The organism is Dyella sp. CR10, assembly GCF_055814425.1.
In genome coordinates, this window is sequence record NZ_CP185986.1 from 4,320,898 (window position 1) to 4,333,327 (window position 12,430).

Genomic DNA, 12,430 nt, shown 5'->3' on the forward strand with positions numbered 1-12,430 from the left:
TCAGTTCTTGCGGGCGATGGTGGTGAGGCCGTCGCCGATGGTCTTGATGGAGTTGCTGAAGGAGTTGGACAGGATGCCGAACATCTGCGATTGCGCGGAGAACTCGGCATTGAGCTGCTGGAACACCTGCGCATCGTTCTTGCCGGTGTGCTGCGACATCTCGTTGGTGAGATCCACCAACTTCTGCGCCTGGTTGCCCAGCATCTTGCCCATCGCCTTGGCGATCGCCACCAGCCAGCTGTCGCCGCCGCCGGTCGCATCCTTGTCGGAACTGCTCTTGAGCTGGCGCATCAGCGACTCATTGTTGATGACGCTCTGGATGTCCTTGGACATGGCGTCTTCCAGATCGCCGCGGAAGCGGTCGGCGTCGCCGGTGTACGCACCGTTCGCGCCCTGGTGATTGGCGGCGTTGATCACGTCATTGGCCTGCTGCGACAGCGCGTTGCTGTCCCAGCCATTGAGCGACGCGGTGTCATCGCTGGCGAACGACGAGCGAAACGCGTCGCTGGCCTGGGTACCGGCCTCGGGGCCGAACTGGCGGCTGATGACGTTGGTGAACGCTTCGGTCGCCAGCTGGCGCGCTGCCGTGGTGAACACCAGCGAGGTACCGCCGCTGGCGTAGGCGGAAGCCGCGTTCAGGGCAAGGTTGGCGATCGAGTTGAAGTTGATTCCGTGCGACATGGCGATACCTCTGCGTCGATGGGTATGGGAAGGAATAGGCCCTCCGGCGCGCCCCTCGACGCTGGATGGCCTCGCCCCGTGCAGACAGGATCTCCTTCTCCGCGTCCTGCCATAGCCCCCGGGCCGTAGCCGAAGTATCCGCGGGCACGCCCGGACGACCAGCTAGGTCGATCCCTAGCTAGGGATATCCCCATGGCCGGGGCGGGGCGATTGCAAAGCGGGTGTCACGCAAACATGCTCGTGGCGGACGCCAGGCACAAAAAAACCGCGCAATGCGCGGTTTCTTCGCCGTTTCGCCACTGGGGCGAAAAGAAATGGTGGCTAGAGGCGGGATCGAACCGCCGACCTCAGCATTATGAGTGCCGCGCTCTGACCAGCTGAGCTACCTAGCCACGGTGAGTCCGTCGCCGACCGGGCGGGGAAGCACCGGGGCGGGGGCGCGGAAGTTTAGTCGGCCAGGCGAATCCGTTCAAGCCTCGGCTTGCCGCTGCTTCCGGGGCTGTGGTTGAATCGGTCGCGGGAACAAGGTGTTGCCGGCTTCATGGCGCACCCGCCTGCCCGAGGAGAAGACATGATCGACGTCGATGGCTACCGTCCGAATGTGGGCATCGTGCTGCTGAACGCAGACGGCCGCCTGTTCTGGGCACGCCGCGTCAATCGCGACGGCTGGCAGTTCCCCCAGGGCGGCATGCGCAGCGACGAAACCCCGCTGGAAGCCATGTACCGCGAACTGGCCGAGGAAACCGGCCTGTCTCCCGGGGACGTCGAGGTCATCGGAGCCACCCGCGGCTGGCTCCGCTACAAGCTGCCCAGCCGCTATATCCGCCATCACCAGCGTCCGACCTGTATCGGCCAGAAGCAGGTCTGGTTCCTGCTGCGCCTGGTAGGCGGCGAGGACGCCTTGCGTCTCGACGCTTGTGAGAAGCCTGAATTCGACCTGTGGCGCTGGGTGGACTTCTGGTACCCGGCCGACCACGTGGTGAATTTCAAGCGCCAGGTCTATGAACGGGCGCTGCGCCAGTTCGCCCCGATGGTGGAGGCCCTGCTGAGCATCCATGTGGGCAACCTCCCGCGGCGGGATGACGATTCCGGCCATCAGGGCGGCGGCCCGCGACCCGGCTGCCAGGCTGCCTGAACAGGGGCACCGGGCCCCCATCTGGATTGTTGACAATCATTCGCATTTGCGTTCCCATACTTGGCATGTACATCTGCATGTGCAATGCCGTCACCGACCATGACATCCGCCGCGCCGCGGCGGATGGCGTGCACACCTTCGCCGAACTGCAGGCCCGCACGGGCTGCTCCGACTGCTGCGGCTGCTGCGAGCAAGAAGCCCGCGCGACCCTGGGCAAGGCAGTCGAGCAGGTGATGCTGCAGCTGCCCGTCGTCACGGCCTGATTCCATAGCCGCACTTATCCTGACGCCCGCTCGCTCGCGGGCGTCTTCGCGTGAGCGAAGCATTCCCATTTACGTTCCGTCATCGCATGGACGGAATCCGTATAGTCGCCGGCTGACTGCATAGGGAGACCAGAACCATGAAGGGCGACGCCAAGGTCATCGAATTCCTCAACAAGGTGCTCTACAACGAGCTCACCGCCATCAACCAGTACTTCCTGCATTACCGTATGTTCAAGGACTGGGGCTACGGCGAACTGGCCGAACACGAGTACAAGGAATCGATCGAGGAAATGAAGCACGCCGATCACCTGATCGAGCGCATCCTGTTCCTCGAAGGCCTCCCCAACCTTCAGCACCTGGGCAAGCTGCGCATCGGCGAGAACGTGCTCGAGTGCATCCAGGGCGATCTCGACCTGGAGATGATGGCGGTGAAGGACCTGCGCGAGGCCATCGCCTATAGCGAAGGCATCGCCGACTACGTCAGCCGCGACATCTTCAAGGGCATCCTCCACGACGAGGAAGAGCACATCGACTGGCTCGAAACCCAGCAAAGCCTGGTCAAGGACATCGGCGCCGAGCGGTACCTGCAGAGCAAGATGTCGAGCTGAACGTCGCCGTTCAGTCACATTCCAGGGATCGATCCGAACGGTCGCCGAAGCGTGCGGCCGTTCCTTGACGCTCCGATCACGGCGCGGCTATACCGTGGCTTTTCCCGGGAAGGCCCCGCATGGCTTCACGTCCACCACCGCGCTTCATCGTGCGCCCGCACGATCAGGCCGGCCAGCACCGCCGCTGGCTCTGGCTGGGCGCGGCGTGGCTGATCAGCGTGGTGCTGGTCGCCCTGGTCACCGGGCTGAGCGTGCGGCACGCCACGCCAGCGGCCACCGAGCACCGCCAGCTCGAAGCACTCAACACGCAGAACGATGACCTGAAGCAGCAGGTTTCCAACCTGCAGCGCGCTGCCCAGGTCAACGACATCGCCACACGTTCCTTGCGCAGCACGCTGGCCGAGCGCGAGGAAGAGATCAGCGGCCTGCGCACCGATCTCGATTTCTATGCCCGCCTCGTCGGCGGCGACGCCCAACGGGGCGGCCTGCGCGTGCAGGACGTGCGGCTGCAGCCGATCGAAGGCACGCCGGGCTGGAACCTCACGCTCTCGCTCACCCAGAACGCCAAGCGCGGCGAGGAAACCAGCGGCAAAGTGCTGGTGAGCGTGGAAGGGCTGCGTGGCGACAAGGTGGTGCGGCTGGACTGGCCCGCGCTCGGCGACGCCGCGCAAAAGGACGGCATGCCGTTCCGGCTCAAGTACTTCCAGGAACTGCACGCGACCATCGTGCTGCCGGCCGATCTCCGCCCCAATCGCATCTACGTCGACGCGCAGCCCGCCGGAGACGACGCGGTCAGCCGCACGGTCGCCTGGGGCGACGCCGTCAACGGAACTCTCAGCAAACAAGGGGACAACCATGCTCAGCCGTAAGCGCAACGAACGCGCCAGCAACGCCCACGACACCAGCCTGATCGCCCGTGGCACGGTGATCCAGGGCGATCTGCGCTTCAGCGGCGCGCTGCACCTGGACGGCCGCATCGAAGGCGCCGTCCTGGGCGAAGGCCCGGATGCGGTCTTCACGTTGAGCGAGCACGGCCAGGTGCAGGGCGACGTCCGCGTGCCGCACGCGATCATCAACGGCCACGTGCAGGGCGACATTCACATCGAAGAACGCCTGGAACTGGCCCCCCAGGCCCGCGTCCATGGCGACGTGCATTACAAGACCCTGGAGATGTCGGCCGGCGCTCAGGTGAACGGCCGCATGAGTCACCGCGACGGCGACGCCAAGCGCGAATTGCCCGCTCCGGAGCTGGAGGATGCGGTGCCGGCCTGAGCGGCTCCCTCGGCGCCTACCTGCGGAAGGGAGCGCGGAACGCGCTATCCTTGAGCCCTTGCCGCCGCGCCCCCATAGATCAGCGATGGATACCGTCGTCCCTCTCCCCACCGTTCCCGATTACCGCAGCGCCGGCGCCCCGCTGGTCTTCACCGAAGCGGCCGCGCGCAAAGTGAACGAGCTCATTCAGGAAGAAGGCAATCCCTCCCTGAAGCTGCGCGTATACATCACCGGTGGCGGCTGCTCGGGATTCCAGTATGGGTTCACCTTCGACGAGGCCCAGGCCGAGGACGATTTCGCGCTGCAGCGCGAGGGCGTGACCTTGCTGGTGGATCCGCTGTCGCTGCAATATCTCACCGGCGCCGAGATCGATTACTCGGAAAGCCTGAGCGGCTCGCAATTCGTGATCCGCAACCCCAACGCCAAGACCACCTGCGGCTGCGGCTCCTCCTTCTCCACCTGAGGCCATCCCGGGCATGGACAGCGCTTCACTGCCTCGCCCCAACACCTTTTCCGGCCTCAGCCTGATTCTCGACCGCATCGCCGAGCGGCGTGAGGATCTGGCGTGGGTTGCCGAACAGGCGGCATCGCCGTTCGCGCGCTACCTCCTGCTGAACGGCCTGGGCGAGGCCTATCTGCGCAACGACGGCGACGCCCTGCGCTGGCTCGATGCCGGCGAGCGCGAACGTCTCCTCGGCGATGTCAAGGCCAGCCTGCTCGGCTTCGCCAACGGACGCCCGCATTTCATGCTGGCCGTGGACGACGCCGACCGCGCCGCTGAACTGGACGCACCGCTCGACGCACACCGCGCGGGCCTGCGCGACGCCGGCCTGCGCCTGCCCGCGGACGAAGCGGGCCTGTTCGCCTACGCCAAGGGCCTCGCCCACTGGCAGCGCGAGACGCAGTTCTGCGCGCGCTGCGGCGCGCCGCTGGTGCTGGTCGCTTCCGGCCATCGCGCGCAGTGCACCAACGAGGCCTGCGGCCGCCTGCATTTCCCGCGCACGGATGCCGCCATCATCGTGCTGGTCGAGCATGAAGGCGCCTGCCTGCTAGGCCGACAGGCCGGCTGGCCCAAGGGGCGCTACTCCACGCTCGCCGGCTTCGTGGAACCGGGCGAAGCGCTGGAAGACGCGGTGCGCCGCGAGGTCGCCGAGGAATCCGGCGTGATCGTGGGCGAGGTGTACTACCACTCTTCGCAGCCGTGGCCGTTGCCTGCGTCGCTGATGGTCGGCTTTTTCGCCCAGGCGGTGGCACCGGCGATCCACCTGCGCGACGACGAGCTGGAGGAGGCGCGCTGGTTCACGCCGCAGCAGATCGTCGACGGCCTGCACGACGGCAGCTTCCTGCCGTCATCGCGGCTATCGGTGTCCTATCACTTGTTGTCGGACTGGCTGCGGCAGCGCGGCTTCGATCTCGACGCGCTGGTCGAACAGGCAAGCATGCCGCGCATGGCACCGGCGCGCGGCTGAGAGCACGCGACCAAGGTCATAGAAAGAAAAGCCGGTCGTCGCGGCACCCGGCTGACGCACGCTCCTCGCTACAATGCGGACAACGCTAGGAGTCCGCATTCATGGCCGTCAGCCTGCTCACCGCCCTCATTGCCCTCGGCCTGCTGCATTTCCAGCCTCAGCTCGCACATTGGCGCGGCGATGGCGGTTTCCGCCGCTGGGTCGCGCAGCTTTCCGATACCAGTGGAACGGGCCGCACCCTGCTTACGCTGGCGGTGCCGGTGGCGCTGTGCCTCATCGTGGTATGGCTGATCGGCCTGCTGCCGATGCACGACCTGCTGCGGCTGATTTTTTCGCTGGTGGTGCTGCTGTACTGCTTCGGTCCGCATGCCTACGAAGGGGACCTCGAAGCCATCCTCGGCGCGCCCGACGGCGCCAGCCGGCACGCGGCCGCACAGGCCTTGTCCGACGATGGCGAACCGGTGGCCTGGAACGCCGTCGCAGTCGGCGAAGCCGTCGCCTACGCGGCGTTGCGGCGTCGCTTCGGCGTGCTGTTCTGGTTCTTCGTGCTCGGTCCTGCCGGCGCCCTGCTGTATCGCCTCGCCCAGACGCTGGGTCGCGACGCCTCGCTGCGGCTGGACGACGGTGCGCGTTCGCTCGCGCGCGCCATCGCGCACGGCCTCGACTGGCTGCCGGCGCAGCTGCTGGTCTTCACCCTGGCCCTGGTCGGCCATTGGGACGCGGTAATCGGCGCATGGCGCCAATGGCATCGGCAAGCCATTCCCGGCAGCTGGCTGCGCGAAGGTCCAGGCTTCCTCGGCGCCGCGGCGCGCGCCGACATCGAAGTGGATATCGAAGCCGGCGACGGCTATGTCCAGGAGCGCAGCGACGTGCTCGGCGAACTGCGCCGCCTGCGCAGCGCACTGGTGCGCGCGCTGCTGGCGTGGCTGAGCGTGGTAGCGCTGATCGTCGTCGCCGGATGGCTGCACTGACGCGAGGCGTCTTTACGCTTCAGGCCAGATCGCCACGCAGCTCACGCACACGCGTTTCCAGCGCAGGCAGTGTCACCTGCTCCGGCGCGACCGGCTCGTCCACCACCAGCTCCACCCGTGCACGGAAACGCCGCGGCAGGCGCGCGCGCCGCAGCATGGTGTCGCGCCGGCTCCACACGCTGCCCCACAGGCCGCGCAGGGCCATCGGCACCACCGGCACCGGCCGGCGCTCCAGGATGCGCGATACGCCCGGCCGGAACGGCGCGACCGCGCCGTCGGGCGTCAGGCCGCCCTCCGGAAAGATGCATACCAGTTCGCCATCGGCCAACGCCGCATCCACCGCGTCGTAAGCCTGCTGCAGCACGGCAGGATCTTCCTTCTGCCCTGCGATGGGAATCGCCTTGGCGGTGCGGAACACGAAGTTGAGCAACGGAATATTGAAGATCTTGTAATACATGACGAAGCGCGCCGGCCGGCGCAGGCTCGCCATCAGCAGCAACGGATCCATGAAACTGACGTGGTTGCACACCAGCAGCGCCGGCCCCTCCTCCGGAATATGCCGCGTACCGTCCACGCGCACCCGATACAGCGTGTTCACCAGCACCCAGGTGATGAAGCGCATCAGGAATTCGGGCACGAGAGTGAAGATGTACACCGCTACCGCGACGTTGAGCAGCGCGGTGGCCAGGAAGATCTCCGACGGCTTCAGCCCCGCCGCGCTCAGGCCCAGCCCGAAACCCGACGCAAGGCAGATCAATAAGGCATTGAGGATGTTGTTGCCGGCGATGATGCGCGACAGCTGCTCGCGCGGCGCGCGGCTCTGCACGAAGGCGAACAGCGGCACCACGTAGAAGCCGGCGAACATGCCCACCAGGGTGAGATCCAGCGCAATGCGCCAACTGCCCCCCGCATGCAGGAACGACAGCCAATCCAGCCCGTGCGTTGCGGCGAGACCGGAGCGGGCGAAGTACAGGTCTACCCCGAACACGGTCAGTCCGAACGCACCCAGCGGCACCAGGCCCACTTCCACACGACGCCCGGACATGCGCTCGCACAGCAGCGAACCGAGACCGGTGCCGATCGAAAACAGCGTCAGCACCAGCGTGTTCACCGAACCGTCGCCGCCCAGATTCAGGCGCGTGTAGTTCGGCAGTTGCGAGATCAATACCGTGCCGAAGAACCAGAACCAGGAAATGCCCAGCACCGCGTTGAATACCGCACGGTCGGCGCGGGTCAGCTTCAGTACCTTGGCGGTTTCGGTGTAAGGGTTCCAGCTGAAACGCAGATCCGGTGCGGTGGCCGGCGCCGCCGGAATCTGCTGTGATGCCCCGTAGCCGATCAGTGCCACCGCGATGGTCAGCCCCGCCGCCGCGAGCGGCCCGAATCCGGCAATCAGCATCAGCGCATTGCCTGCGATCATGCCCACCAGCATCGCCAGCTGCGTGCCCATCTCCACCAGGCCATTGCCGCCGACCAGTTCCTGCGGTTTCAGCGCCTGCGGCAGGATGGCGTACTTGATCGGCCCGAACACGGTCGAATGCAGCCCCATCAGGAACAGCACCACCAGCAGCAGCGAGATATGGTGCGTATAGAACCCCACGGCGGCCAGCAGCATCGCGCCGATCTCGAACAGCTTCACGAAACGGATGATGCGCGTCTTCTCGTACTTTTCGGCTAGCTGTCCCGCCGTCGCGGAAAACAGAAAGAACGGCAGAATGAACAGCGCCGGCGCCAGACTGGTGTAGAGCGACACGGTGCGGTCGTCCAGCCCCATCTGGAACGCCACCAGCATCACCATGGCGTTGCGGAACGCGTTGTCGTTGAACGCGCCCAGCGCCTGGGTCCAGAAAAACGGCGCGAAACGGCGGCTGCCTAGCAGGGCGAACTGGCTCATGCGGGTCCTTGGCCTGAGAGCGACGGCATAGCCTAGCCGGAAACCGGCTGGCGCAAGGCAACGCCTCAGTGGTTGCCGCTGACGAAGCTCATACGCCCCCCCAGCCAGGCGCGGACGATACCGTCGGCCGCCGTGGCCGCGTCCGCATCGTCGAAGCCGCGCTGCGACCTGAGCCAGCCGGCGGTCGCGTGCGTCGCCGGCGCCAGCGCAGCCAGCACGGCTTCGCGCTCCTTGGCGGGCCAGGAATCGCTGTCCTGCCAGTCGCGGATGTCCTGCTCCGGATCGTCCTCTCTCTGCCCGGACAGCGGCTTGAGGAAATCGCGGGGCGACATCGTGGCGCGGAGCTCCTGGATCGACCACTCGGCGTAGTAACCGTACCGGATGGTGCCCGTCCTGGCCGCCTCGCGGTCGAGTTCAGGCTCAATGGCTTCCCTCAGACGCTGCCATGAGGCGAGTTCGAACAGCCCGCCCTGCGGTGGACAAACGGGTGCCTGGCCGTCGCGCGAAGATCCGTAGAGCGGACCGAACGCACGATAAGCCGCCTCGCCCTGACGAGCGAAGATGAAGCAATGCACGTAGGGCCGCGCGTTGCCGTAGTTCTGGTAGCCCGCGCGCTCGATCAGCATGCGCAGCAACGTGAGCGGCGCATTGCCGTCCTTGCTGTACTTCTTGCTTTCTATGTCGAGGTAAAGGTCCCGGGAATAGCTGTCGCCGTCCAGGCCGGCCAGCGCCACGGCAAGGCGCTGGTGCGCCTCGTCGGCGGTAACGCCCGCCTCGGGTTCGTACTCGTGCAGATAGATCAGCCATGCCGACGGCAACGGCCCGCCATAGCCACGCAACGCACGCGCCGCTGCCGCCGGATCACTCGGGATACCGACAATGACATGGTCCAGCGCCACTTGTTCGTCGGCGATCGACGCGTCCAGCGCTTTGACGCGCTGCTTCATCGCATCGGACAGGCAGGCATCCAGATCGGCGGCGGCGCACTGGTTGCGCTGCTTCAGCCAGCCACGCTGTGCCTCGCGCAAGGCGGGCAGACTCGCGGAAGGTGCGTTGTCGAGCAGTGTCCTGTAGCTGTCGCGCAGCTGCTCGTCCCATCTGCCCAGTGCCTGGTCGCTGCAGATGGCCTTCTCCACGGCGGTAGCCGCCTTCGCGCAGTCGAACGAGGCGGCATGCGCGGGCACGGCCGCGAACCCGGCGAGCATCAGCAGAACAGAAGCCAGCCAAACCCTGGCGGAAAGCAGCGAGATCATCCGTTATCTCCTTTTTTCGATTTTCGTATCGGTCAGTGCCGATGCAGCGCCCGGTGTGCGATGTCGCGGCGGCAGAACGCGCCGTCGAAGTGGATTTTGGACACGGCGGTATAGGCATGCTCGCGCGCAGCGGCGATGTCCTTGCCCAGCGCGCACACGGTCAGCACGCGGCCGCCCGCGGTCACGGGGGCGCCTTGCGCATCAAGCCTGGTGCCGGCATGGAAAACCTTCACGTCGTCGCCGAAGGCTTGATCCATGCCGGTGATCACGTCACCGCTGCGGACCTTGCCCGGATAGCCGCCGGCCGCCATCACTACGCCGATCGAGGGCCGTGGATCCCACTGCGCCTGCGTGTGGTGCAGCTCGCCGTCGAGTGCCGCCTCGATCAGTTCAACCAGGTCGGACTTCAGGCGCAGCATGATCGGCTGGGTTTCCGGATCGCCGAAGCGCACGTTGAACTCGATCACCTTCGGCGCGCCGCTCTTGTCGATCATCAGGCCCGCGTAGAGGAAGCCGATGAACGGCGCACCTTCCGCGGCCATGCCATGCAGGGTCGGCTCGATCACTTCCTTGAGAATGCGACGCTCCACCTCCGGCGTGACCACCGGCGCCGGCGAATACGCGCCCATGCCGCCGGTATTCGGGCCCAGATCGCCCTCGTCGCGGCGCTTGTGGTCCTGGCTGCTGGCCATCGGCAGCGCATGGCTGCCGTCGCTCATCACGATGTAGCTGGCTTCCTCGCCTTCCAGGAACTCCTCGATCACCACGCGCGCCGACGCATCGCCGAAGCTGTGCGCGCCAAGCATGTCGTGCAGCGCGAGCTCGGCGTCTGCCTGGGTCAGCGCCACCACCACGCCCTTGCCGGCGGCCAGACCGTCGGCCTTGATCACGATCGGCGCGCCGTGCTTGCGCACATAGGCGAGCGCGGGTTCCAACTGGGTGAATACCGCGTAGCGTGCGGTGGGAATGTTGTGGCGAAGCAGGAAATCCTTGGCGAAGGCCTTGGAGCCTTCCAGCTGCGCGGCGATCGCGCGCGGTCCGAAGATGCGCAGGCCGGCGGCACGGAACTTGTCGACCACGCCCGCCACCAGCGGCACCTCGGGACCGACCACGGTCAGTTCGACTTTCTCTTCGCGCGCCAGCTTGAGCAGCCCGTCGAGGTCGGTGACGGCGACGTCGGCATTGCGCAGTCCGCGCTCGTGCGCGGTGCCCGCGTTGCCAGGGGCCACGATGACTTCGCTGACACGCGGCGATTGCTTCAACTTCCATGCCAGCGCGTGCTCGCGACCGCCGTTGCCGATGACCAGAACCTTCATGCCTTGCTCCGCTTGGAATAGGGTGCGCGCGCGGCGCAGCGCGCCATTGTAGCGGCAGCGGCGGGCCCTCCGGCCCGGCCGGAGGGGGAATGTCCACAGCGTGGGTCGGTCTCAGCGGCCGATCAGCTCCAACAGCGACGCGCGCGGCAGCTTGCCGGTTTCGTTGCGGGGCAGGGATTCGACCAGGCGCAGCGGGCGAGGCAGAAACACCGGCTCGACCGAGCGGCGCAGGACCTCGAGGATGGCCGCTTCGTCCAGGCCCGGCGCCACCGCGAGCGCAGCGATACGCTTGACGCCGATGACGTCGCCATCGAGCTGGAAGACCACCCCGTCGCGCACGCCCGGCACCGCCAGCAACTTGCGGGTGAGATCACCCAGCGAGGCGCGCTTGCCGGCGATCTCCAGCAGATCGGCATGGCGGCCGCACAGGCGGAAGCGCCGGCCGTCGTCCTGCAGGCTCACGATGTCCGCGAGGGTCAGCGGCTGGGCCAGCTGCGGCGCCTCCACCGAGGTGCCGTCCGGCTGCGGATGCAAGCGCACGCCTTCGTACAGCGACCAGGGCTCGTCCAGCGCGGCGCGGCGCGAGGCAATCACACAGGTTTCGGTCGAACCGAACACTTCCAGCAGCGGCGCGCCGAAACGCTGTTCGGCGGCCAGCGCCAGCTCCCCCGGCATCGGCGCGGTGGCCGAGACCATCGCCGCGAGCGGCGGCAGGCTGATGCCCGATTCGAGCAGCGCGCGCAGATGGATCGGCGTGATCACCAGCACGCGCGGCCCCGGCGCCTGTGCCAGGGCGGCCGCGACGTCGGCCGGAAAGAACGGTCGCGCGGCGTGCACGCCCACGTTGCCCAGCAAAGGCAGCAGCACCGACGTCTCCATGCCGTACATGTGCTGCGGCGGCACCGTGGCCACCACGTCGAAGCGATCGCCCACCAGCGCGCGCAACGCCCGCAGATTGCCGGCCGTGCTGGCGTGGAAGCTGCGCCAGGTCTTGGGATAGGCCTTGGGCACGCCGGTGGAACCGGAGGTATAGCCGATCGCCACCACCTGGTCCGAAGGAATCTGCGGCATGACTGCGTCACCGTCCAATGCGGGAGCATCCAGCACCGGCATGCGGCGGAAACCCGGCGGCGCCGGATCCAGCGCCAGCTCGCCCAGCGCATAGCTGCCCGGATGCGACGCCATCACATCCATCACCGCCTGCGGCGCGCGCGAGGAGGGCAGCAGGTTGGCCTGGCCGCGCAGGGCGATCGCGCAGAACGCTACCAGGAATGCATAACGGTCTTCGCACAGATTCACCGCCGCCGTGGCGGTGGGCAGCTCTGCCGCGACCTGCTGCACATGCGCCAGGAACTGCGCGGCGCTCACCGCCTCTCCCTCGCGCCAGGCCACCGTGCGCGCGGGGCTGCCGGCGGCCAGCAGCGGCAGGCAGGCGGCGGCCAGGTCGTGGCGGTAGTTGTCGTAGACAATGGCCAAGCGGTGATCTCCCTGTTGCCCTGACAAGCGGCAATAAATCGTATGCGTCGGTCCGGGGCCGGACCGGCGAAAGCATGGTCGGACGGAACCGG

Annotated in this window: 13 protein-coding genes and 1 tRNA gene; 8 read left to right on the top strand and 6 right to left on the bottom strand. The window is 66.9% G+C overall.

From position 1 onward, the window contains the following. Both ACNR9O_RS19565 and ACNR9O_RS19570 read right to left on the bottom strand, forming a co-directional pair. Window positions 1-681 (bottom strand): hypothetical protein, encoded by a 681-nt coding sequence (locus ACNR9O_RS19565; RefSeq protein ID WP_473685678.1) that lies wholly within the window; start codon window positions 679-681, stop codon window positions 1-3. A 315-nt stretch (window positions 682-996) separates the two neighbouring features. After that, window positions 997-1,073: transfer RNA gene (locus ACNR9O_RS19570), tRNA-Met, on the bottom strand. Window positions 1,074-1,252: 179 nt separating this feature from the next. Between ACNR9O_RS19570 and ACNR9O_RS19575 the strand changes: the two genes are divergently transcribed. The 8 genes from ACNR9O_RS19575 to ampE all read left to right on the top strand — a co-directional run bounded on the left by ACNR9O_RS19575 (window position 1,253) and on the right by ampE (window position 6,399). Beyond that, window positions 1,253-1,816, top strand: coding sequence for an RNA pyrophosphohydrolase (locus ACNR9O_RS19575; protein ID WP_473685676.1), 564 nt, complete (start codon window positions 1,253-1,255; stop codon window positions 1,814-1,816). 65 nt (window positions 1,817-1,881) lie between these two features. Beyond that, window positions 1,882-2,079: a (2Fe-2S)-binding protein gene (locus ACNR9O_RS19580; RefSeq protein ID WP_473700677.1), complete on the top strand. Its 198-nt coding sequence runs from the start codon at window positions 1,882-1,884 to the stop codon at window positions 2,077-2,079. A 137-nt stretch (window positions 2,080-2,216) separates the two neighbouring features. Next, on the top strand, window positions 2,217-2,687 hold the full coding sequence (gene bfr, locus ACNR9O_RS19585) for a bacterioferritin (RefSeq protein ID WP_473685672.1): 471 nt from the start codon (window positions 2,217-2,219) through the stop codon (window positions 2,685-2,687). A gap of 119 nt (window positions 2,688-2,806) precedes the next feature. Beyond that, window positions 2,807-3,556, top strand: coding sequence for a DUF6776 family protein (locus tag ACNR9O_RS19590; RefSeq protein ID WP_473685670.1), 750 nt, complete (start codon window positions 2,807-2,809; stop codon window positions 3,554-3,556). Beyond that, window positions 3,543-3,959, top strand: a complete 417-nt coding sequence (locus ACNR9O_RS19595) for a bactofilin family protein (RefSeq protein WP_473685668.1) — start codon at window positions 3,543-3,545, stop codon at window positions 3,957-3,959. Before ACNR9O_RS19590 ends, ACNR9O_RS19595 begins: the two co-directional genes overlap by 14 nt. An 85-nt stretch (window positions 3,960-4,044) precedes the next feature. Then, on the top strand, window positions 4,045-4,422 hold the full coding sequence (gene erpA, locus ACNR9O_RS19600; protein ID WP_473685666.1) for an iron-sulfur cluster insertion protein ErpA: 378 nt from the start codon (window positions 4,045-4,047) through the stop codon (window positions 4,420-4,422). 13 nt (window positions 4,423-4,435) lie between these two features. Continuing rightward, window positions 4,436-5,428 carry an NAD(+) diphosphatase gene (nudC, locus tag ACNR9O_RS19605; protein WP_473685664.1) on the top strand — a complete coding sequence of 331 codons (993 nt, stop codon included), beginning with the start codon at window positions 4,436-4,438 and terminating at the stop codon, window positions 5,426-5,428. Between the two features lie 101 nt (window positions 5,429-5,529). Next, entirely contained in the window at window positions 5,530-6,399 is an 870-nt protein-coding gene (gene ampE / locus ACNR9O_RS19610; RefSeq protein WP_473685662.1) for a regulatory signaling modulator protein AmpE, read from the top strand. Window positions 6,400-6,418: 19 nt separating this feature from the next. Here the strand turns inward: ampE and ACNR9O_RS19615 are convergent, their stop codons facing one another. The 4 genes from ACNR9O_RS19615 to ACNR9O_RS19630 form a co-directional block, all read right to left on the bottom strand. Beyond that, window positions 6,419-8,293, bottom strand: coding sequence for an MFS transporter (locus ACNR9O_RS19615; protein ID WP_473685659.1), 1,875 nt, complete (start codon window positions 8,291-8,293; stop codon window positions 6,419-6,421). A 65-nt stretch (window positions 8,294-8,358) separates the two neighbouring features. Then, window positions 8,359-9,546, bottom strand: a complete 1,188-nt coding sequence (locus ACNR9O_RS19620; RefSeq protein WP_473685657.1) for a lysozyme inhibitor LprI family protein — start codon at window positions 9,544-9,546, stop codon at window positions 8,359-8,361. 32 nt (window positions 9,547-9,578) lie between these two features. Beyond that, entirely contained in the window at window positions 9,579-10,862 is a 1,284-nt protein-coding gene (gene purD / locus ACNR9O_RS19625) for a phosphoribosylamine--glycine ligase (protein ID WP_473685655.1), read from the bottom strand. A 111-nt stretch (window positions 10,863-10,973) separates the two neighbouring features. Continuing rightward, entirely contained in the window at window positions 10,974-12,338 is a 1,365-nt protein-coding gene (locus tag ACNR9O_RS19630; RefSeq protein WP_473685653.1) for an AMP-binding protein, read from the bottom strand. Between the last annotated feature and the right edge of the window lie 92 nt (window positions 12,339-12,430).

Bases quoted from the DNA above. Each gene is read 5' to 3' on its own strand.
- ACNR9O_RS19565 (WP_473685678.1), bottom strand. From the start codon at position 681: ATGTCGCACGGAATCAACTTCAACTCGATCGCCAACCTTGCCCTGAAC.
- ACNR9O_RS19575 (WP_473685676.1), top strand. From the start codon at position 1,253: ATGATCGACGTCGATGGCTACCGTCCGAATGTGGGCATCGTGCTGCTG.
- ACNR9O_RS19580 (WP_473700677.1), top strand. From the start codon at position 1,882: ATGTACATCTGCATGTGCAATGCCGTCACCGACCATGACATCCGCCGC.
- bfr (WP_473685672.1), top strand. From the start codon at position 2,217: ATGAAGGGCGACGCCAAGGTCATCGAATTCCTCAACAAGGTGCTCTAC.
- ACNR9O_RS19590 (WP_473685670.1), top strand. From the start codon at position 2,807: ATGGCTTCACGTCCACCACCGCGCTTCATCGTGCGCCCGCACGATCAG.
- ACNR9O_RS19595 (WP_473685668.1), top strand. From the start codon at position 3,543: ATGCTCAGCCGTAAGCGCAACGAACGCGCCAGCAACGCCCACGACACC.
- erpA (WP_473685666.1), top strand. From the start codon at position 4,045: ATGGATACCGTCGTCCCTCTCCCCACCGTTCCCGATTACCGCAGCGCC.
- nudC (WP_473685664.1), top strand. From the start codon at position 4,436: ATGGACAGCGCTTCACTGCCTCGCCCCAACACCTTTTCCGGCCTCAGC.
- ampE (WP_473685662.1), top strand. From the start codon at position 5,530: ATGGCCGTCAGCCTGCTCACCGCCCTCATTGCCCTCGGCCTGCTGCAT.
- ACNR9O_RS19615 (WP_473685659.1), bottom strand. From the start codon at position 8,293: ATGAGCCAGTTCGCCCTGCTAGGCAGCCGCCGTTTCGCGCCGTTTTTC.
- ACNR9O_RS19620 (WP_473685657.1), bottom strand. From the start codon at position 9,546: ATGATCTCGCTGCTTTCCGCCAGGGTTTGGCTGGCTTCTGTTCTGCTG.
- purD (WP_473685655.1), bottom strand. From the start codon at position 10,862: ATGAAGGTTCTGGTCATCGGCAACGGCGGTCGCGAGCACGCGCTGGCA.